The organism is Poseidonocella sp. HB161398 (assembly GCF_005870025.1).
In the GTDB taxonomy this organism is placed as follows: Bacteria; Pseudomonadota; Alphaproteobacteria; order Rhodobacterales; family Rhodobacteraceae; genus Mangrovicoccus.
Map to the genome: position 1 here is coordinate 41,978 of NZ_VATA01000018.1, position 20,221 is coordinate 62,198.

Consider the following 20,221-nt stretch of genomic DNA (forward strand, 5'->3'; position numbering starts at 1 on the left):
CGGCGCCGCGAGGGGCCGCGCGACCCAATAGGTGGACCATGCCGATGCATCTCTCCGACGCCGTCCTGTCCTCGCTGCCCGCCGCGGTGGCAGCGCCCGGCTATGACCGCAGCACGCTCAGCCCCGGCATCCTGCATTTCGGCGTCGGCAATTTCCACCGCGCGCACCAGGCCGAGTATCTCGACCGGCTCTTCGCCATGGGCGAGGGGCGCGACTGGGCGCTGGTCGGCGCCGGCGTCTTCGAGGGCGAGGCCCGCGCGCGCAGCATCCTGGCCGCGCAGGACTGGCTGACCACGCTGGTCGAGCAGGAGGCCGACTCGAGCCGCGCCAAGGTGCTGGGCTCTATGGTCGATTTCGTCGAGCCCGCCAATGCCCCGGCGATCATCGCGCGGATGGCCGCACCCGATATCCGCATCGTCTCGCTGACGATCACCGAGGGCGGCTACTTCCTCGACGAGAACGACCGCTTCGATCCGGCCCATCCGGCGATCCGCGCCGATGCCGCGCTGCCCGAGGCGCCGAAGACCGTCTTCGGCATGATCCTCGCCGGGCTGCGCGCGCGCCGCGCCGCGGGGCTGGCGCCCTTCACCATCATGTGCTGCGACAACATCCCCCATAACGGCCGGGTGACGAAGAACGCGCTGACCGGGCTGGCGGAGCTCTCCGATCCGGATTTCGCCGCCTGGGTCGCCGAGAACGTCGCCTTCCCGAATTCCATGGTCGACCGGATCACGCCGGCCACCACCGACCGCGAGCGCGCGATCCTGCGCGACGAGTTCGGGCTCGAGGACGGCTGGCCGGTCTTCTGCGAGGGTTTCACCCAATGGGTGATGGAGGACAACTTCCCCCTCGGCCGTCCGCCGCTGGAAAAGGCGGGCGTGCAGTTCGTCCCCGATGTCGCCCCCTACGAGCTGATGAAGCTGCGCATCCTCAATGGCGGCCACGCGGCGATCGCCTATCCCGCGGGGCTGATGGACATCCATTTCGTCCATGAAGGCATGGCCCATCCGCTGGTCCGCGGCTTCCTCAGGAAGCTGGAGGAGACCGAGATCATCCCCAATGTCCCGCCGGTGCCCGATACCAGCCTCGAGGATTATTTCGACCTGATCGAGCGGCGCTTCTCCAACCCCAAGATCGGCGACACCATCCGCCGCCTCTGCCTCGACGGCTCGAACCGGCAGCCGAAATTCATCCTGCCGACGCTGCGCGACGCGCTGGCGGCGGGGCGCGGGCACGAGGGGCTGGCGCTCGAATGCGCGCTCTGGGCCCGCTACTGCGCGGGCGTCACCGATAGCGGCGCCGAGATCGCGCCGAACGACCCGGCCTGGGACCGGCTGACCGCGGTGGCGCAGGCGGCGAAGGCGCGGCCGATGGCCTGGCTCGAGCAGAAGGCGGTCTATGGCGACCTGGCCGCGCATGAGGGTTTCGCCGGCGCCTTCTGCCGCCATCTGGACGCGCTCTGGTCCGAGGGCACCGAAAAGGTGCTGACCCGCTATCTCGGCGGCTGAGCCAATGGCGGCGGGGCTGGTCATCTTCGACTGCGACGGGGTGCTGGTCGACAGCGAGCCAATCTCGCTCGACGTGCTCACCGGATACCTGTCCGAGCAGGGCTGCGCGCTCGACCATGCCACCGGCTACCGCGCGCTTCTCGGCCGGTCGATGGCCTCGGTGGCCGACTGGCTGCGCCGCGAGCGGGGCTTCGGCCTGACGCAGGAGATGACCGAGGAGATGCGCGACCGGCTCTTCGCGCGCTTCGCCGCGGAATTGCGGCCGATCCCGGGCGTGGCGGCGGCGGTCGGCGCGCTCGGCCGCCCGGCCTGCGTCGCCTCCTCCTCCCAGCCCGAGCGGATCCGCCGCTCGCTCGGCCTGACCGGGCTCCTGCCGCTCTTCGAGCCGCATCTCTTCAGCGCCACCATGGTCGCGAACGGCAAGCCCGCCCCCGATCTCTTCCTGCATGCGGCTTCGGAAATGGGCGCCTGTCCAGGCGACTGCACCGTGATCGAGGACAGCCCCGCGGGGCTCGAAGCGGCGCGGCGCGCGGGCATGCGGGCCGTGGCCTTCACCGGCGGCAGCCATGCCGGACCCGCCGCCCTGCGCGAAACGGTTGCAAAATGCGCGCCGGACGCCATCATCGACCGCATGGAGGACCTGCCCGCGATCCTGCGGCAGCTCGGCTGACATCGGTGGGGAAAATGGCCGCTTACTTCTGCGCGGTAGACGTGGGCACCGGCTCCGCGCGCGCGGCGCTGTTCGATCCGGAGGGACAGATGCTCGGCCGCTGCGAGGCCGCGCTCGAGCTGCATCGCGGGTCCGGGGCCGAAGCCGAATACGCCTCCGCCCGGATCTGGGAGGCCGTCTGCCGGGCGGTCTCGCAGCTTGTCGCCGGAACTGCCACCGACCCTGCCGCGATCAAGGGCCTCGCCTTTGGCGCGACCTGCTCGCTGGTGCTGTCGGACCGCGAGGGCCGTCCCCTGCCGCTGGGCCCCGACGGCCGGGATACCTTCGCCTGGTTCGACCGCCGCGCCGCGGAGGAGGCGGCGGCCTGCACCGCCACCGGCCACCGGCTGATCGCGCTGCAGGGCGGGCGGATGTCGCCCGAGATGCAGGCGGCCAAGCTCCTCTGGCTGAAGCGCCGCCGCCCCGTGCTCTGGGAGCGGCTCGGCCGCGCCGAGGATCTGGCCGACCACCTCACGCGCCTTGCCACCGGCCGGGCCGCCGTCTCGCGCTGCGCGCTCGCGGTGAAATGGCCCTGGATCGAAGGCGCGGGCGGCTGGCAGGAGGATTTCCTCGCCGCCGCCGGGCTGGCGGGGCTGCGCGACCGGCTGGACCTTCCGCAGGCCGGGCTGCCCGCAGGCGCCGTGGCAGGGCGCCTGGACCAGGTCCGTGCGGACCAGCTCGGCCTCGCGCCGGGAACGCCGGTCGCCGCCGGGATGATCGACGCCTTCGCCGGCATTCTGGGCCTGCGCGCCCTGCAGCCTGCGGGCGGCGCGCAGCTCGCGCTGATCGCCGGAACCTCGGTCTGCGTGATGGGGCTTTCCGGCCACCCGCCCGAAGCGCCCTGCCTCTGGGGCCCCTTCGCCGATGCGGTTTTGCCGGGGCTCTGGATCAGCGAGGGCGGTCTCTCCTCGGGCGGCGCGCTGCTCGACCGGGTGCTGGCGGCCCATGGGAGGGGGCGGAGCCATGCCGAGGTGCTGGCGCGGATCGCGGTGCTGCGCGCCCGCGACGGCGCGGGCTTCGGCGGCTCGCGGCTGGTCCTGCCGGATTTCGAGGGCGGCCGCGCGCCCTTCCCGGAGGCGGGCGGCGGGCTCGGCCCCGGGACGGCGCCCGAGGGCGAGGGTCTCGACGCGCTCTGCGGACTCTACTGGCGGGCGATGACCGGGCTGGCACTGGCCGTGCGCCATGTCAGTGGGCACATGGCGCAGGCGGGAGTCGCACCGGGTCGGATCCACGCGACCGGCGGCCTGGCGGCGGCCGCGCCTTTCGCCCAGCTCGTCGCCGATGCCACCGGGCTGGAGCTCCTGCGCCCCGCCGGGCCCGATGCCGTGCTCCTTGGCGGCGCGATCGCCGCGGCCGCGGCGGCGGGCGGCGGGGCAGGGGCGCTGCCGGGGCTGCTGGCACAGATGGCGCCCGCAACCGACAGCTTCCGCCCGGATCCGGCAGCCGCGGCGCTTCTGGCGCGCAATTACGCCGCTTTCCGCCGTCGCCTGGAGCGCGCCGCCGTCACCGCCTGACCGGACGCTCACGCTATGCTGCAAGTGCAATGAAATTTGTGCTGCACCTGCGAAATCCTGCTGGCGGATCGGCGCGGGCTTCTGCTATGGCCCGTCACGACACTGCCAGGCAGTCCGGCACGGGCGCAGATCCGCCGCTTGCGCGCTGCCGGGACGCAATGTCAGCCGGTTTTCGCAGCCGGGCCATGAAATTTTCGGATTTCCGCCCTATCTGCCAATCTCGGCCTTCAAGTGAATTCGGGGTGAACAGATGAGTGCGACCGGCGACGAGAACGGTGAATCGACGAAATACAGGGCGCCGGCCCTGTCCAAGGGGCTTGATATCCTCGAGCTTCTGTCGACCGTGGCCGATGGGCTGACCCAGGCCGAGATCGCCAAGACGCTGGGCCGGACCTCCTCCGAGATCTTCCGCATGCTCATGGTGCTGCGCGAGCGCGGCTATGTCGAGATCGACAATGACCGCTATCACCTGACCACCAAGATGTTCGTCATGGCGCACCGCCACCCGCCGGTAAAGCGCATGGCCGCCTATGCCGGCGACCCGATGCAGCGCCTCGCGGACCGTCTGAACCAGTCGATGCATCTGGGCATCCTGCACCGCGGCGAGATGCTGGTCATCGCCCAGGTGGACTGCCCGGACAACAACCTGACCTCGGTGCGGCTCGGCGCGCATGTGCCGCTCTACGACACCGCCTCGGGGCGGGTGCTGGCCGCCTGGCTCGATCCGGAGGCGCTCGACCGGCTGATCGGCGAGGCCGGGCGCGACTCGCCCAAGCGCGCCGATTTCGAGGCCGATCTGCCGATGGTGCGCAGCCAGGGCTTCTGCGTCAGCCCCTCGCAGACCATCGCCGGGGTGCTGAACCTCTCGGTGCCGATCTTCGATTTCACCGGCCAGGCCGTGGCCGCGGTGACGATCCCCTTCATCCAGCGGCTCTCGGGCACCTCGATCTTCCCGCCGGAATACTGCCGCGACGCGCTGGTGGAGATGTGCGCCGACATCTCGCGGCGGCTCGGCGCCGACATGGAGCTGCCCTCGCCGCGCCTCGCGGAACTCGGCACGCTCTGACCGCGACGGGTCCCGGCAGGGCCGGGACCGCAGGGCGCGGGCTCAACCCGCGGCGACGGCGCTTTCCCGGCGCTGCCGGGTCGGAGTGACCTCTTCCAGCGCGTCGGCAAGGCGCTCCATGGCGCGGTCGAGCTTCCCGGGATCGTTCAGCGTGAAATTCAGCCGCAGCGCCGGGCCCGAGAGGCCCATCGGATCGAAGGCGCTGCCCGGCCCGACCAGCACGCCGCGCTTCATCCCGGCCTCGACCACCGCTTCGACATCGAGCGCGCGGTCCTTGGCGCGGGCCCAGATGAACATGCCGCCCACCGGGATCTCCCACTCGAACCAGTGCGAAATGTGCCGCTCCATCGCGTCGGCCAGTGCGCTGCGGCGTTCGCGGTAGAGCGCGAGGGAGCGCGGCAGCAGCTCCTCGATCATGCCTTCGCGGAAGGCGGCCAGGGTGATGAGCTGCGCCAGCGAGTTGGAGCACAGATCCGTGGCCTGCTTGGCCGAGCTCATCTTCGCGATCAGCTCGGGCGCGGCGATGACCCAGCCGACGCGCAGCCCGGGCACCAGCTGCTTCGACAGGCTGCCCATGTGGATTACCGGCCCGCGGTAGCAGTCGCCCTCGCCGCGCTCGGCCGAGAGCTGCAGCAGCCCCGGCAGGGCAGGGCCGTCATAGTAGAGCGCGCCATAGGGATCGTCCTCGATCATCCAGGTGTCGCTTTGATGCGCGGCCTCGACCAGGGCGTGGCGGGTCTCCAGGTCGACGAGCTTGCCGGTCGGGTTGGAGAAGTTCGGGATCATGTAGACCAGATCGGCGCGCTCCATCGCGGCGCCGAGCTTTTCGGGCGCGGAGAGGTCCAGATGCTGGTAGCGCGGCCCGCGCGGCCGGAAGGCGTCCATCGCCCCGGCATAGGTGGGGAAGTCGCAGGCGACGCGGCGGCCGGGCTCGATCAGCACCTTGCCGGCCAGATCCAGCGCCTGGGTGCCGCTGGCGGTCAGAAGCACGTTCGAGGCGTCGATGCGGATACCGCGGGCACGGTAGCGGGCGGCGATCTCCTCGCGCAGCTCCGGCATGCCGCCGGTCGGGCCATAGCCGAGCGCCAGCTCTGGCTGGTTGCGGATGGCGTCCGAGGCGATCATGGCAAGGCGTTCGACGGGGAATAGCGACGGTTCGGGCAGGCCGCCCGCGACATTGACGAGATCCGCAATGCCCGCGGAGCCCACGAAGCGGCTCGTCAGATCATTGGTACCCTCCAGCCAGGAGGCGAATTCGGCACGTCCAGTCATGTCTCTATCCTTGAGTCTCCGCGGTCCGGGCGTTCTCCCGGCTTCCGCACCGCAGCGTTCTAGCGCAGGAAGATGAAGATTGGACGCCAAATTCCGGGATATCCGCGCCAATTTTAGAGGTCATGCCCTATGATTCCGGAAAATCGTGGCGTAATGCACTAAAGGTCAGCGGAGGCGAGACGATGCAGCAATTCGACGAGATCGACCGGAAAATCCTGCGCGCGCTGCAGAAGAACAGCAAGCGCACCAGCAGCGAGATCGCCGAGGAGGTCGGCCTGTCCCAGACCCCCTATCTGCGCCGGGTGCGGCGGCTGGAGGAAAGCGGCGCCATCGACCGCTATGTCGCGATCCTCAACCCGGCGGCGCTGGGGCTGGGAATGACGATCTTCACCCGCATCTGGCTGACCGGGCAGGACGGGCGCAGCGTCGACGCCTTCGCCGAGGCCGTGCGCAAGATGCCCGAAGTGGTCGAATGCCACCTGATGGCCGGGGATTGCGACTTCCTCCTGCGCGTCGTGGTGCATGACATCCAGAGCTACCGGCAGTTCCAGGCGCATCACCTGACCCGGCTTCCGGGCGTGCAGAGCGTCAAGACCGAGATCCCGATGCAGCAGATCAAGGCCTCGACCGAGATCCCGGTCTGACCCCCTCTCCGCGCCCTTGGCGGCGCTGCAACGGAATCCACGGTAACGAAAGGGATTTCAATGGGTTGCGGGGGCCGGCAGCAGGACGGAAAAATTTATCCTGATTTGGATCAACTAAGGTCTTGCGACGAATCCCGCTTCTATGCATATGCGCAAAACAGACGCCAACGCACGCGCCTCTGGCCCAGAGGGACCTATCCCGGCAAGCGATGCAGCGACGGAAACGTCTCCCTTAATCTTCCGGCACGACCCGGGATCCTGATGGAGATGACCATGACCGCTGCAACCCCCGACGTCGTCGGCGCCTTCGACCTGTCCGCATCCCGCCTCGAGACCTTCATTGCCGGTGCGTCCTTCGACCGCCCGACGCTGGTGATCGACCGCTCCATCGTCGCCGGGAACTTCGCCGCGCTGAAGGCCGGTCTCGGCCATGCCGACATCCATTACGCCGTCAAAGCCAACCCGGCGCCGGAAATCATCGCCACGCTGGTCGGGCTCGGCTCGCATTTCGACGCCGCCTCGCGTGGCGAGATCGAGCTCTGCCTGTCGCTCGGCGCCCGCCCCGAGACGATCTCCTTCGGCAACACCGTCAAGCGTCCGGCCGACATCGCCTTTGCCCATGCCGCGGGCCTGACCCTCTTCGCTGCCGATAGCGAGGAAGAGCTGAAGAAGATCGCCGAGAACGCGCCCGGCGCCTCGGTCTATATCCGCATCCTGGTCGAGAACTGCGAAGCCGACTGGCCGCTCAGCCGCAAATTCGGCTGCGCGCCCTCGAAGACCGTCGAGCTGCTGCAGCTGGCGCAGGAGCTGGGGCTCGATCCGCGCGGCCTGAGCTTCCATGTCGGCTCCCAGACCCGGCGCGCCACCATGTGGACCGGCGTGCTCGACAACGTGGCCGGTGCCTGGGCCGCCGCGCGCGAGGCGGGCTTCGCGCTCACCCTGCTGAATATCGGCGGCGGCTTCCCGGCCTTCTACGGCGAGGAAGTCGACGGCAAGACCGAATACGCGTCGAAAGTCATGGAGCTGATCCACGAGCGCTTCGGCATCGTCCCGCAGATCATGGCGGAGCCGGGCCGCGGCCTGGTCGCCGATTGCGGCGCCATCGCTGCCGAGGTGCTGCTGGTGTCGCGCAAGTCGAATGACGACCTGCACCGCTGGGTCTACCTGGATATCGGCCGCTTCTCCGGCCTGGCCGAGACCGAGGGCGAGGCGATCCGCTACCAGCTGGCCACTGCGAAGGACGGCCAGGAGACCGGTCCCTGCATCCTGGCGGGCCCCTCCTGCGACAGCGCCGACGTGCTCTATGAAAAGCGCCCGGTCCAGCTGCCGCTTGGCCTCGAATGCGGCGACCGCGTGATCATCCGCAATTGCGGCGCCTATACCTCGAGCTACTCCTCGGTGGGCTTCAACGGCTTCCCGCCGCTGGCTGTCATCGTCATCTGACCGGCGCCCCGCGCGCGAAAAGGCCGGTCCCCGCGCGGGGCCGGCCTTTGGCGTTCCGGGGCTTGCCGCCTTGCTCTGCGCCCCCATATGTAGTAACGTTGCTACATTAGCCGGAGGGCCTGTCCATGACCATCACCACCCTGACCAGCCGCGAGCTGAACCAGGATGTCGGCCGCGCCAAGCGGGCGGCGCAGGACGGGCCGGTCTTCATCACCGATCGCGGCCGCCCGGCGCATGTGCTCCTGACCATCGAGGAATACCGCCGGCTCAGCGGGGCAGGGCGCAAGCTGTCCGAGGCGCTGGCCATGCCGGGCCTGTCGGAGATCGAGTTCGATCCGCCGAAGACCGGGCTGAAGAGCCGTCCCGCCGATTTCTCCTGATGTACCTTCTCGACACGAATGTCATCTCCGAGCTGCGGAAGCTCGGCGACGGCCGGGCGGATGCGAATGTCGCCGCCTGGGTCGGCGCGGTCGAGGCGGCGGAGTGCCATGTCTCGGCGCTGACCCTGATGGAGCTGGAGATCGGCATCCTGAGGATGGAGCGGCGCGATCCGCTGCAGGGCCGGCGGCTGCGCCAGTGGATGCAGGACCATGTCCTGCCGGAATTCGCGCCGCGCTGCCTCGCCGTCGATGCCGCCGTCGCGCTGCGCTGCGCGGGGCTGCACGTGCCCGACCCGAAATCCGAGCGCGACGCGCTGATCGCCGCCACCGCGCTGGTCCACGGGCTGACGGTCGTCACCCGCAATACCGGCGATTTCGCCGCGACCGGCGTGGCGCTTCTCGATCCCTGGCAGGGCTGAGACGGAAAAAGGCGCCCCGCAGGGCGCCTTTCCGGTTCCGCAGGCCGCGGCTCAGCCGATGACGTCGCCATCCTCGCGCCAGACCTGGATCACGGCCGAACGCGGCTTGCCCGCGCCGTCCGGCCAGGAGCCGCCCGGATGCTGGATGCCGACGAAAGCCACCTTGCCGTCGGGCGACCAGGTCAGGCCGGTGACCTCGGCGCCGTTCGGGGCGGTCAGGAAGCGGGCGATCTCGCCGGTTTCCGGGTCGCCGACCAGCATCTGGTTGTTGCCCATGCCGGCGAATTCGCCCTCGTTGCTGTCCTCGCCATCGGTCTGGATCCAGAGCATCCCGTCGGAGGAGAAGGCCATGCCGTCGGGCGAGTTGAACATGTTGCCCGCGGTGACGTTCGGCGAGCCCATGTAGGCGCCGTCGCCGACCTCGGGGTTCCCGGCCATCACGAAGAGATCCCAGGCGAAGCCGTCCGCGCCGTGATCGCCGCCCTCGGGCTGCCAGCGCACGATCTGGCCGTAATTGTTGGCCTCGCGCGGGTTCGGGCCGCCGACCGGGGTCGCGTCGCCGCCGGCATTCGGCTTCAGCCCGCGGTTCTTGTTGTTGGTCAGCGCGCAATAGGCCTCCGCCTTCAGCGGGTTGGCGGCGATCCACTCGGGACGGTCCATGGTGGTCGCGCCGACCTTCGAGCCGGCCATGCGCGAGAAGACCAGGATCTCCTCGATCGGCATGCCGGTGGTCTCGGGCGTCAGCGCCAGCCATTCGCCGGTCTGGTCGGCGTTGAACTTCGCGACATAGAGCGTGCCGTCCGACAGCAGCCCGTCGGTCGGCTGGCCCTCGGCCCAGGAGCCGTTCGAGACATAGCGGTACATGAACTCGCCGCGCTCGTCATCGCCCATGTAGACGACGATCCGGCCGTCGGCGGCCTGCACCATTTCCGCGTTCTCGTGCTTGAAGCGGCCGAGCGCGCTGTGCTTGACCGGGGTGCTTTGCGGGTCGGCGGGGTCGATCTCGGTGACGAAGCCGTGGCGGTGCGGCTCGTTCGGCTCCTTCGACAGGTCGTAGCGCGCGTCGTATTTCTCGTAGGCGTAGCGGCCTTCGCCGCCGATGCCGTAGCGGCTGTAGCCCTCGCCCTCGGGCATCGCGCCGGTGGTGCCGAAATAGCCGTTGAAGTTCTCTTCGCAGGTCAGGTACGTGCCCCAGAGCGTCTTGCCCGAGCCGCAGTTGTTCATCGTGCCCTTGGGGTTCACGCCCTCGGCATCGGCATTGGTCTTCACCAGATCCGACCCGGCCGCGGGGCCGTCCATGACCATCTGGGTCTCATGGGTGATGCGGCGGTTGAAGGGGCTGTCGACCACGACGTCCCAGGTTCCGCCCTGCGGCGCGATTTCCAGCACCGTGACGCCCTGCATGTTCTTCAGCATCAGGACTTCGTCGGCGGTCTTCGGCATGCCTTCGGACTCGGCGGGCAGGTTGATCTTCGGGTTCACGTATTCCGAGTTGATCGCCAGCAGGACATGGCCGTCCGCCTCGAAGGTCTCCATCCCGTCGGTATTCTCGCCGAAGACCTTGTCGGACATCGCGACGGGAACGCCGGTCTCGGGCGAATAGGCGCCCTCGGCCACGGAGAACAGCGCCTGGCCCCATTTGACCAGCGGCTTCCACTGGTAGCCTTCGGGGACGTGGATCTCGAAATCGGTGGCGATGCCGATCGGCTGGAACTTGAAGGCGGCGCCTTCCGCGCGGGCGGCGGTGGTGGAGCTCATCAGGCCCGAGCCGAAGACCGCGGCACCGGAGCCGAAGGCCAGGACGCTGCCGAGGAAGCCGCGGCGGGACAGCGCGCGCTCGACAACCTCGTCGAAGCCGTTCGCGGCCGGGCGCGGATCGCGCATCTCGTCGAATTCGTCCCAGGAGAGGTCGATTTGGGATTTCGGATCCATCACAATGCTTCCTAGCTTTCTTGGTCATGGCGAGGGACCGGGAGGCAGGGCCGCCCGGCGTCGTGCAGGTGACGTTATATCATTCCTAGTTTGTCAGGAGTGTGACAGCCGGAGAGAAAGAGCAGGAATTCTTCAGGAAAATGAAGGGGATCGCCGATGGCCGTCGCGGGTGGCGGCCCTGCGGCGGGGAAAATGGGGCCTCTCTCCCACAGGTTTTCTGCAGCCGGATGACAGGGCCATGACAGTTTCGCGACAATCCCAGCCCGGGGCGGGCCTGTTCCGGCCGGAACCGGGCCGCGCCCTGGGGCCTGCGCGGCCGGGGCCCGCAGGTTGTGCGCAGATGCACGCAATTTAGGCGGAATTGGGATTGCTTTCATCCGCGTCGAGTGAAATGTACGAGTTAGTACATTCCAGCCGCGAGCGGTCAGCCCGGTCTCCGGGCACGGACCGCCCGGGCCAGATGGCAGTTTTCTTCCCCCGAAGGACATGACATGACCGGACCATCCCCAAATATTCCGCGGCCAGTGACCTGGCTGCTGACCCTGCTCGGCGCCGTGCTGGCGCTCTGCGGGCTCGGACTCGCTGTCGGCGGCGTGATGCTGATCGCCCGCGGCGGCAGCTGGTACTACCTCATCATGGGCCTCGCCCTGATCGCCTCGGGCCTGCAGATCGCCCGCGGCAAGCCTTCGGGCGCGGCGATCTACGCGCTCGCCTTCCTTGCCACCGTGATCTGGGCCTTCTGGGAAGCGGGCCTCGACTTCTGGGCGCTGCATGCGCGGATCTTCACCTTCCTGGTGATCCTCGTCGCCGTGCTGGCGCTGCAGCCGCTGACGCTCCTGCGCGCGGGCCGCGCGCCGATGACCCGGGGCTTCCTCGGCCTGGCCGCCATTGCCGCGATCGCGGTCGCGGGCATGGGCTGGGGCATGTTCCAGCCGCACGGGCAGCGGAATTTCGAGCTCTCTGCCGATCGCAGCGCCGCCCCGGCGGGCGCCGCGCAGGACTGGGCGAATTACGGCGCCACCCCCGAGGCGACGCGCTTCGCCGCCTCCGGCGCGATCACGCCGCAGACTGTCGGCGATCTCGCGGTCGCCTGGACCTTCCGCACCGGCGACATCCCGGAAAGCCCTGGCGGCGGCGGGGCCGAGGACCAGAACACGCCGCTTATGGTCGGCAATGACCTCTTCGTCTGCACGCCCTCGAACACCGTGATCTCGGTCAATGCCACCACCGGCACCGAGAACTGGCGCCGCGAATTCCCGACCGAGACCCGCACCTGGGTGCGCTGCCGCGGCCTGGCCTATTTCGACGCCTCTGCGCCGGTCGTGCAGCCGAGCGTTCCGGACGCGACGCCGGTCACCCCGGTCTCGCTGCCTGCTGGCGCCGCCTGCGAGCGCCGCATCTTCATGAACACGATCGATGCCGTGCTGGTCGCGCTCGACGCGGATACTGGCGAGCTCTGCCAGGATTTCGGCAATGGCGGCATGATCGACCTGAAGGAAGGCCTGGGCGATGCGCAGGCGCCGCTCTATTCGCTGACCTCCCCGCCGCTGCTGGCCGGGACGACCGTCGTCGTCGGCGGCCGCGTGGCCGACAATGTCGCGCTCGACATGCCGGGCGGGGTGATGCGCGGCTTCGACGTCATCACCGGCGAGATGAAATGGGCCTTCGACCCGGGCAATCCGCGGGACCGCGACGCGCCGGCGCCGGGCTCGGTCTTCACCCGCTCGACCCCGAATGTCTGGGCGCCGATGACCTATGACGCGGAGTCGAACACCGTCTTCCTGCCGGTCGGCAACGCCGCCATCGACCTCTGGGGGGTGGAGCGCACGCCCGAGGACGAGAAATACGGTGCCTCGATCCTGGCGCTCGACGCCACCACCGGCGACGAGAAATGGGTCTACCAGACGGTCCATCACGACCTGTGGGACTTCGACGTGCCGATGCAGCCGACGCTGATCGACTTCCAGGGCACGCCCGCGCTGGTCTTCGGCACCAAGGCGGGGCAGATCTTCGTGCTCGACCGCGCCACCGGCCAGCCGCTGACCGAAGTGACGGATGTCGACGTCAAGCCCGCCGCCATTCCCGACGAGCGCTATGCGCTGAAGCAGCCGAAATCGACCGGCATGCCGCAGATCGGCGCGCCGCTGCTGACCGAGGCGGACATGTGGGGCATGACGCCCTTCGACCAGATGATGTGCCGCATCCTCTTCAAGGGCTACCGCTACGAGGGGCTCTTCACCGCGCCGGACACCGACTATTCGCTGAGCTTCCCCGGTTCGCTCGGCGGGATGAACTGGGGCGGTCTGTCCTATGACCCGCAGGCCGACACGATCTTCGTGAACGACATGCGGCTCGGCCTCTGGGTCCACATGGTCCCGCAGGCGCGCGATGCCGCGGCCTCGGACGGCTCCGAGGCGGTCAATGCCGGCATGGGTGCCGTGCCGCTGAAGGGCACGCCCTATTCGGTGATCAAGAACCGCTTCCTGTCGCCGCTGGGCATTCCCTGCCAGAAGCCGCCCTTCGGCACGCTGACCGCGATCGACATGAAGACCCAGTCGGTCGCCTGGGAGGCGCCTCTGGGCACCGTCGAGGACACCGTGCTCTTCGGCCAGAAGATGCGCCTGCCGATGCCCGTGGGCATGCCGACGATCGGCGGCTCGCTCTCGACGGGCGGCGGGCTGGTCTTCTTCGCCGCCACCCAGGACTACTACCTGCGCGCCTTCGACAGCGCGACGGGCCGGGAAGTCTGGAAGGCGCGGCTGCCGGTCGGCAGCCAGGGCACGCCGATCTCCTATGTCTCGCCCGAGGACGGGCGGCAGTACATCGTGATCTCGGCCGGCGGCGCGCGCCAGTCCGCCGACCGCGGCGACTACCTCGTCGCCTTCGCTCTGCCCGAGGGCTGAGCGTCCTCTCCGGGGGCAGCGCGCGCTGTCCCCGGAAACCCCGCCTTCCGCGGAAAGAGGCTGGATCGCCGGGCTTCTCCTGGGATAGGGGAGGGAGACGGCGCGCTGCCGCCCGCTGCCTAGAGGAAGGACAGGACACATGACCCAGGCGCTCTTCATCCAGATCCGCTGCCGTCCGGGCACCACCTACAAGGTGGCGGATGCGATCGCGCTGAAGGAACTGCATTCCGAACTCTACTCGACCAGCGGCGACTACGACCTGCTGATGAAGCTCTACCCGCCGGAAGGCGCCGATATCGGCCATTTCATCAACGAGGAGATCCTCGGGATCGACGGGATCGAGCGCACCCATACCATCGTGACCTTCCGGCCCTGGTAGGGCCCGCCGCCGGGCGATTGGCCCGGAGCGACCGGGCAGGGCGGTCCGCGCGGCCCTGCCGACCTCCCCGCATTTTCAAGGAAAGCATCCGAACATGCCTCGCGTCCTGGTTACCGGCTCGGCCGGCTTCATCGGCTTCCACCTCTCGCGGCTCCTGCTCGAGGAAGGCTGGGAGGTCTGGGGCTATGACGGCATGACCGACTACTACGATGTCTCGCTGAAGGAGGCGCGCCATGCCGCGCTGGCGCAGCACCCGGGCTTCACCGCGCGCGAGGGGCTGATCGAGGATGCCGCCGCGCTGGCCGCTTTCGCCGCCGAGGCGCGCCCCGAGGTGATCGTCCATCTCGCCGCCCAGGCCGGCGTGCGCTACTCGATCGAGAACCCGGCCGCCTATGTCGACGCCAATATCGTCGGCACCTTCAATGTCATGCAGGTCGCGCTGGAGCACCGCGCCGGCCATCTGCTGATGGCCTCGACCTCCTCGGTCTACGGCGCCAATACCAAGATGCCCTATGCCGAGACCGACAAATGCGACACGCAGATGTCCTTCTATGCGGCGACCAAGAAGGCGAATGAGGCGATGAGCCATGCCTGGGCGCATATCCACGGCCTGCCGACGACGATGTTCCGCTTCTTCACCGTCTACGGGCCCTGGGGGCGGCCGGACATGGCGCTCTTCAAGTTCACCAAGGCGATCCTGAACGGCGATCCGATCGACATCTACAACCACGGCGAGATGTACCGCGACTTCACCTATGTCGAGGATCTGGTCCGCGGCATCCGCTTGCTGGTCGACGCGGTGCCGCCGCTGCCGGGCACGGCCGGGCCGGTCGAGGGCGACAGCCTCAGCCCGGTGGCGCCCTGGCGGGTGGTCAATATCGGCAATTCGCAGAAGGAGCGGCTGCTCGATTTCGTCGAGGCGATCGAGGCCTCGACCGGGCGCGAGGCGGTGCGCAACTACATGCCGATCCAGCCGGGCGACGTTCCGGCGACCTGGGCGGATGCGGGCCTTCTCAAGGCGCTGACCGGCTACCGTCCGCAGACCGACATGCGCGACGGCGTCGCCCGCTTCGTCGAATGGTACCGGGACTACTACGGCGTCTGACGTTTCGGGGGAGCGACCGGGTGACCTTGCCCCCGGAACCCGGACTGGGGCGATATTCGCTATGCGGCCATCTTGGCGGCCACGTCGATCCTTGCCTGCTCGGGCGTACGATATCCGATGCTCGAGTGGCGGCGTCGCCGATTGCAGAAGATCGCAATGTACTCGAACAACTCCGCCTTGGCCTCGCGGCGCGACCTGAAACTAGGTCGTGTGACAAAAGGGATTCACAGTCGGGCGCTTCCGTGATTCAAGATTACCGCCATGACGGAGGTGACCTTTCGGCCTTGTAGTCGCGGCCTTCCCTGCGCGCCTTTGCCGCCGCCTTACGCATGGCGGCCTCGATCTTCGGGTGCCATCGCGCGCAGAGCTTTCCGTTGCAGCCGCAGCGGATCTTCATGGGTCAGCCTCCGGCAGGAAGGACGCGGTGGTCGCGGCGATCGTCCTGAAATGGGCAACCTGCGGGCTGTCCTCGAGCTCCGGATCATCCTCGAACATCTCGACCATCGCCCTGGCATTGGCATTCTCCCGCCTGAGCGCCGCGATCTGGTCCGGGTCGGTCCGGTCCACCAGCAGGTGGCTGCAGGCCGCGCTCCTGCCGCCCGCCGCACCGGCGGCGGTGGAAAAGCAGGACATGTGATGCGGGCAGGGTTCGGTCGCCAGATCCTTCAGGCAGAGCCCGTGCGGCATCACGTTGACCTGCCGCAGCCGCGAGTCGAGGATGTCTTCGGCCTCTTCCCTCGTGACATCGGCGCGGGTGACGACACCGGCCACGAGCCCGCCGATCACGCCCTCGTGGATGCCTTCCCTGACCTTTTCGCGCCGCTCCGCATTCGTCATCTGGTTGTAGACCGAGTTTCCGGCGGTGCTGCGGCGGTTCATCAGCGCGGCGATCTGCGCGTCGGTCAGCCCGCCCTTGTGGAGATTGGTCTCCAGCCAGTGGCGGATATCATGGCTGGTGAACTTGGCAGTCTTGCCGCTGCGCGGATCGATGATGCCATAGCGCTCGAACACCGAAGCGCGCCCGGGCTTTCCGCCGAGCCACTGCATGATGTGCTCTTTGGTGAGCCGCTGCCAATCGTCGGTCTTTGTGGCACACGCGCCGATGAAGAACCGCGGCATGACGAACAGCGCATCCTCGACGTAGAGGAGGGGAGTTCCGTTCCGGTCGGAGAGGAGAACCGGCTTTTCCCGCGCATGCCTGGCCTCGAGCTCCGCGTCGAAAGGCGGCGGCGGAATGACATCGCCGGAGAGCTGGAACTCCAGCGCTTCCGCGACGAGAGACCGGATGGCTGGCGAATGGTGCTGTTGCCCGGATGCCACTCCCATCATATTGAAAAGTTTGAACTTATCGCAGACACGGGCGTCCCTCATCCAGCCATTCACGGTCCTTGGCTTGCGCGTCCAGATCCGTCCCTCGCGGGATGCGCGTTGCTGCTTCCGCAGCGCATCGAATGTCTCCCAGTTCATGCCCAAGGCTGTAGCAGCCCTGGCGACATTCGGGTGACTTTCCAGTGCTCCCAGGACATCGACCCAGCCGTGGTTCCGGTTCCAGGCGGCGTCGGGATTGATCAGCCGGTGGTCGGGGTCCGATCCCCAGCGATGCAGGAGCTTCCGGGCAAAATACAGGATTGCCCTGCCGTCCCGGAGCACCGTGCGCCAGTCGGGATCGCCGGCCAGCGGCCAGGCTTTCGCGATCGCGCGGCCGGGCCCGGTCAGGCGGAGGATGGTGGCAACGGCCTCCTCCACCATGGGCGCAAGGGCAGGCGCCACGAGCTTCGGGGCGATCTTGCCGCCCTTTCCCGGATAGCCGCGGACATAGAGCTGGCCCTCGTCGCGGAACAGGCAGTCGGCGGGGAGCGTGGCCAGCTCGCCGACACGCCAGCCGCAGGCAAGGTTCAGCGCGATCGCCGACAGCAGCAGCCGGTCGTCATCGGGGATATCCTCGCGCGGCAGAAGCGCGAGCAGGTCCATCAGCACCGCATCCGGGATGAGTTTCGCGGAGCGGCCTACATCGGTGCCCCTGGTGCCATGGCGGGCGGCCGCCGTCTTCGGCGCCTTGTAGTCCACGGCAATGCCGTAAAGACGCCGAAGCTCGTCGGTCATCGTCGCGAGAGCTTTCAAGTAGCTGCGGGACTTGACCAGCAGATTCGCCTCGGCACGGTGGACATCGCCGGAGGTCAGGCTCGAAAGAGGTCGCGCGCCCAGAACGTCGCCGAGAGCCCGGGCAGCGAAAAGGTAGTTTCTGGCGCGCTCTGGGCCGATCCCTTTTTTCCGTCTCCGTTCCAGGATGATGACCTTCGCGGCATCCCGCATCTCCGGGTGGGCGATCTTGCCGAACTTCAGCGTCTCCTTGCGGGGCCGGGCAACCGTCCCTTTCCAGGAGCCCAGCTCCCATTCGTCATAGGCAAAGCCGGTGCCGTCCGGCAGCAGAAGTTCGAGGGCTCCGGCGTCAGGCCGCAGCGCGGGCTTGACCGCATTCAGCGCGCGGAGAAGGACCGGATCAACCATCTTCCATCCCCGCAGCTATCCCGGCCGCCCGGAGGCCTGCATGGATGCGCGCGAAGTCGTCCTGGATGCGGGTGCGTTGGGCATTGCCTTCGGCCTGCCGCCAGCGCTCGTGCTCGCCGCGCAGGAAATCCTCCGCGGCATCGACATCGGCATCGCGGAAGAACAGGAAATGCGCGCATCCGGCGAGACAGGCCGCGAAAGGGCTGTGGGGACAGGTTCCGGTCCTCCCGCATTGCCCGATGATCGCGCGGTTCTCCAGGTCGGGCACGATGACGGGCTTGTCGATCTTCCCCGCGGGCCGGGGCACGACCTTGCCCTGGAAGCTGCTGGCCAGGTCGGAGAACACGCCGCCCAGGGCCCGGTCGGCGCGCTCGAGCGCGGGCGTCATGTCGTTTCCGACCGCGTCGATATAGGCCTCCACGGCATCGTCCGAGTAGTGTTCCAGGAATTCGCGGATGTCGGCCTTCGACCACCCCTTGCGGGCCAGCTGCGTGGCGACGGTGTGGCGCAGGCGGGTCGGCGTCACATGCAGCGGCTTTCCGGTCCGCGGGCTGATGATCCCGACCCGCTCAATCCAGTTCTGGAGGAGCACCGTGCATTCCCCGGCAGCCTTTGGTCCGGCCACGCGCGTCTGGTGCGTCAACGGCGTCACGAAGAACAGCCCGAGATGCGCCTGCGCCTCCCGGATGGCCGGGCGCTCCGCGAAGCGCATCAGGTCGTCGTAGAGATCGTCGGGAAGGTCGTAGGGCCGCGGCGCGCCGTTGCGCTGCGCCTTCGCGCCGGGCACGTAGACGACCGCGGGCAGTCCCGGGTCCTGCGGGCGGCGGAAGATGCGGTCGGCCGGCACGGCAAGCATCTGCGCTGGCCGCCGCCCGAGGGCCGTCAGCGCGCGCAGCAACACCCTTGAAAAATGCTCCGTGTCGGTTTCCGGCTGCGGCGGCGGCAGGAGGTTGCCGCGCAGGACCTCGAGTTCAGACGTGGTCAGCGCGCCGGACCCGGGGTCCCACGCGCGCACATCGGCCAACGCGGTCCTGCTCGACAGCCGATATTGCCGGAGCTGCTCCAGCTTTTCCGCAGTGCATCCGGGATGGCCCATGCCCTCAAGATCGGCGTAGAGCGACCTGAAATAACCGGCATATTCCGCGCTGACCGGTTGGAGTCCCAGCATCACGGCTGCCAGCTCGGCCGCGGTGAAATCGCCCAGCGAGGCGTGCCCGTCAAAGGCTGCCGGAGACATGTCCTGCAACGCGGCGAGCATGGTCCGCATCTTCGCCAACTCCCGTCGGTACCGGACCCGAAGGCGCTGGATCAGCACGGCCTTCAGTTCCGGCAGGAGCCATGCAGGCAGGTCGAAGGCGTTCCAGTCGATAGAAAAGACAGTTCCGCTTACCCTCGTCCGCCAGATCTCGCCGTCAATCCGGACATAGACCGGGTCCGCGATGCGGTTGAGGTTCTGCACGTATTCGGCCCCGTCCGGCGAGAGCCACAGGTCGCGCCCGGCGTCATGGGCGAGCGCGACTTCTGCCCCGTCCTCGCGCCGGTACAGCCCCGTCTCCGGGTTGAACCGGAGGTCGTCGGTGATGACCCGGCGGGTCAATCGAGTGCGCTCCAGCTTGGCTTGCCGTCCGTCCCCTCGAGGGCGAGGGCGGCGCCGCGTGCCTTGTTCCGGCGGGCGGTCGCGGTATAGATGTCGAGACTGTCCGGGGAGGACCAGCCGCCCCAGTAGACGAGGCCGGCGCGCCTCTCCTCGCGCTTCAGCGGATCCTTGATGCCATCCATCAAAACGTAGGCCCGGTTGAAGAACGCGTGGCGCGCCGCGTGCCAGTGGAAATCCACGCCGGTTTCCGCTCGGATGAAGGCGGCCCGCCGCTGGGCGCTCTGCATGGACAGGGGCATGCCGTCGGTGGCGTTGAGGATGAGATAGGGGTGCGCGAACCGGGTCTTCTGGTAGCGGGCGCCGCTCTTCCGGCTGGCCCAGACCCATCGGTGGCTCGACTGGTAGAGGCTGAAGAGCTGCGGGAAGCGCGAATTCCTGAAGTAGCAGCCGAGGTCGCGACCGAGGGTCTTGACCTTCGGCGCCCTGGGTTCGCGGGGGTCGACCAGGTCGCCGCGGTCCTCGATGCGCACGATCTTCAGGTAATCCTGCGTCCGGGACGGAAGGTCCCCGAGGCGCAGCGCCAGGATCTCGCCGATGCGCAACCCGTATTCGATCGCCATCCGCCGCATGAGATAGTCGCGGGCGGCAACGCGGCTGTCCGCCCCTCCGCTTGCCGCGGCATGGGCGAGGAATGTCTCGATCTCCCGGATTTCCGCGTCTTCCAGGTCTTCGGCGAATTTGACCTTCGCGACATCGAGCGGCTTGACTTGCCCCCAGATCCCGCCATGCGCCTCGAGGGCCCGCGTCATGGCGCCGGCGTCGCCCGCATTGCCTTCGGTGAC

The 20,221-nt window shown here is 68.4% G+C and carries 17 protein-coding genes; 11 read left to right on the forward strand and 6 right to left on the reverse strand.

Going from position 1 to position 20,221, the window contains the following annotated elements; genetic code table 11:
• Window positions 1-38 precede the first annotated feature (38 nt).
• The 4 genes from FGX59_RS15520 (at window position 39) to FGX59_RS15535 (ending at window position 4,797) form a co-directional block, all read left to right on the forward strand.
• Window positions 39-1,508 (forward strand): mannitol dehydrogenase family protein, encoded by a 1,470-nt coding sequence (locus FGX59_RS15520; protein WP_138467872.1) that lies wholly within the window; start codon window positions 39-41, stop codon window positions 1,506-1,508.
• 4 nt (window positions 1,509-1,512) lie between these two features.
• Window positions 1,513-2,178, forward strand: coding sequence for an HAD family phosphatase (locus tag FGX59_RS15525; RefSeq protein WP_138467874.1), 666 nt, complete (start codon window positions 1,513-1,515; stop codon window positions 2,176-2,178).
• 14 nt (window positions 2,179-2,192) lie between these two features.
• Window positions 2,193-3,731: an FGGY-family carbohydrate kinase gene (locus tag FGX59_RS15530; RefSeq protein ID WP_171060662.1), complete on the forward strand. Its 1,539-nt coding sequence runs from the start codon at window positions 2,193-2,195 to the stop codon at window positions 3,729-3,731.
• A gap of 250 nt (window positions 3,732-3,981) precedes the next feature.
• Window positions 3,982-4,797, forward strand: coding sequence for an IclR family transcriptional regulator (locus FGX59_RS15535; RefSeq protein ID WP_138467878.1), 816 nt, complete (start codon window positions 3,982-3,984; stop codon window positions 4,795-4,797).
• A 42-nt stretch (window positions 4,798-4,839) separates the two neighbouring features.
• Here FGX59_RS15535 and FGX59_RS15540 read toward each other — a convergent pair whose 3' ends face one another.
• Window positions 4,840-6,069, reverse strand: coding sequence for a PLP-dependent aminotransferase family protein (locus FGX59_RS15540; protein ID WP_138467880.1), 1,230 nt, complete (start codon window positions 6,067-6,069; stop codon window positions 4,840-4,842).
• A 182-nt stretch (window positions 6,070-6,251) separates the two neighbouring features.
• On the opposite strand from FGX59_RS15540, the gene FGX59_RS15545 reads away from it, so the two are divergent.
• The 4 genes from FGX59_RS15545 (at window position 6,252) to FGX59_RS15560 (ending at window position 8,955) form a co-directional block, all read left to right on the forward strand.
• Complete coding sequence (locus FGX59_RS15545; protein ID WP_138467882.1) at window positions 6,252-6,713, forward strand: Lrp/AsnC family transcriptional regulator; 462 nt, start codon at window positions 6,252-6,254, stop codon at window positions 6,711-6,713.
• A 267-nt stretch (window positions 6,714-6,980) separates the two neighbouring features.
• Window positions 6,981-8,156, forward strand: coding sequence for a type III PLP-dependent enzyme (locus tag FGX59_RS15550; protein ID WP_138467884.1), 1,176 nt, complete (start codon window positions 6,981-6,983; stop codon window positions 8,154-8,156).
• A gap of 125 nt (window positions 8,157-8,281) precedes the next feature.
• On the forward strand, window positions 8,282-8,536 hold the full coding sequence (locus FGX59_RS15555; RefSeq protein ID WP_138467886.1) for a type II toxin-antitoxin system prevent-host-death family antitoxin: 255 nt from the start codon (window positions 8,282-8,284) through the stop codon (window positions 8,534-8,536).
• Window positions 8,536-8,955 (forward strand): type II toxin-antitoxin system VapC family toxin, encoded by a 420-nt coding sequence (locus tag FGX59_RS15560; protein ID WP_138467888.1) that lies wholly within the window; start codon window positions 8,536-8,538, stop codon window positions 8,953-8,955. The genes FGX59_RS15555 and FGX59_RS15560 overlap by 1 nt, the downstream gene beginning before the upstream one ends.
• A gap of 51 nt (window positions 8,956-9,006) precedes the next feature.
• Here FGX59_RS15560 and FGX59_RS15565 read toward each other — a convergent pair whose 3' ends face one another.
• Entirely contained in the window at window positions 9,007-10,887 is a 1,881-nt protein-coding gene (locus tag FGX59_RS15565) for a PhoX family phosphatase (protein ID WP_138467890.1), read from the reverse strand.
• Between the two features lie 491 nt (window positions 10,888-11,378).
• Between FGX59_RS15565 and FGX59_RS15570 the strand changes: the two genes are divergently transcribed.
• The 3 genes from FGX59_RS15570 to FGX59_RS15580 all read left to right on the forward strand — a co-directional run bounded on the left by FGX59_RS15570 (window position 11,379) and on the right by FGX59_RS15580 (window position 15,274).
• Window positions 11,379-13,790: a membrane-bound PQQ-dependent dehydrogenase, glucose/quinate/shikimate family gene (locus FGX59_RS15570; protein ID WP_138467892.1), complete on the forward strand. Its 2,412-nt coding sequence runs from the start codon at window positions 11,379-11,381 to the stop codon at window positions 13,788-13,790.
• A gap of 139 nt (window positions 13,791-13,929) precedes the next feature.
• Window positions 13,930-14,169, forward strand: coding sequence for an Lrp/AsnC ligand binding domain-containing protein (locus FGX59_RS15575; RefSeq protein WP_138467894.1), 240 nt, complete (start codon window positions 13,930-13,932; stop codon window positions 14,167-14,169).
• 94 nt (window positions 14,170-14,263) lie between these two features.
• The gene (locus FGX59_RS15580) at window positions 14,264-15,274 is read left to right on the forward strand and encodes an SDR family NAD(P)-dependent oxidoreductase (RefSeq protein ID WP_138467896.1); all 1,011 of its coding nucleotides are present in this window, start codon (window positions 14,264-14,266) and stop codon (window positions 15,272-15,274) included.
• A gap of 59 nt (window positions 15,275-15,333) precedes the next feature.
• Here the strand turns inward: FGX59_RS15580 and FGX59_RS15585 are convergent, their stop codons facing one another.
• From FGX59_RS15585 to FGX59_RS15600, 4 genes are all read right to left on the reverse strand, one after another.
• On the reverse strand, window positions 15,334-15,498 hold the full coding sequence (locus tag FGX59_RS15585; RefSeq protein ID WP_138468037.1) for an IS3 family transposase: 165 nt from the start codon (window positions 15,496-15,498) through the stop codon (window positions 15,334-15,336).
• A 169-nt stretch (window positions 15,499-15,667) separates the two neighbouring features.
• Complete coding sequence (locus FGX59_RS15590) at window positions 15,668-17,782, reverse strand: hypothetical protein (protein WP_138467898.1); 2,115 nt, start codon at window positions 17,780-17,782, stop codon at window positions 15,668-15,670.
• The gene (locus FGX59_RS15595; RefSeq protein WP_138467900.1) at window positions 17,775-19,379 is read right to left on the reverse strand and encodes a tyrosine-type recombinase/integrase; all 1,605 of its coding nucleotides are present in this window, start codon (window positions 19,377-19,379) and stop codon (window positions 17,775-17,777) included. The genes FGX59_RS15590 and FGX59_RS15595 overlap by 8 nt, the downstream gene beginning before the upstream one ends.
• Complete coding sequence (locus FGX59_RS15600; RefSeq protein WP_138467902.1) at window positions 19,376-20,188, reverse strand: site-specific integrase; 813 nt, start codon at window positions 20,186-20,188, stop codon at window positions 19,376-19,378. Before FGX59_RS15600 ends, FGX59_RS15595 begins: the two co-directional genes overlap by 4 nt.
• Window positions 20,189-20,221: the final 33 nt, after the last annotated feature.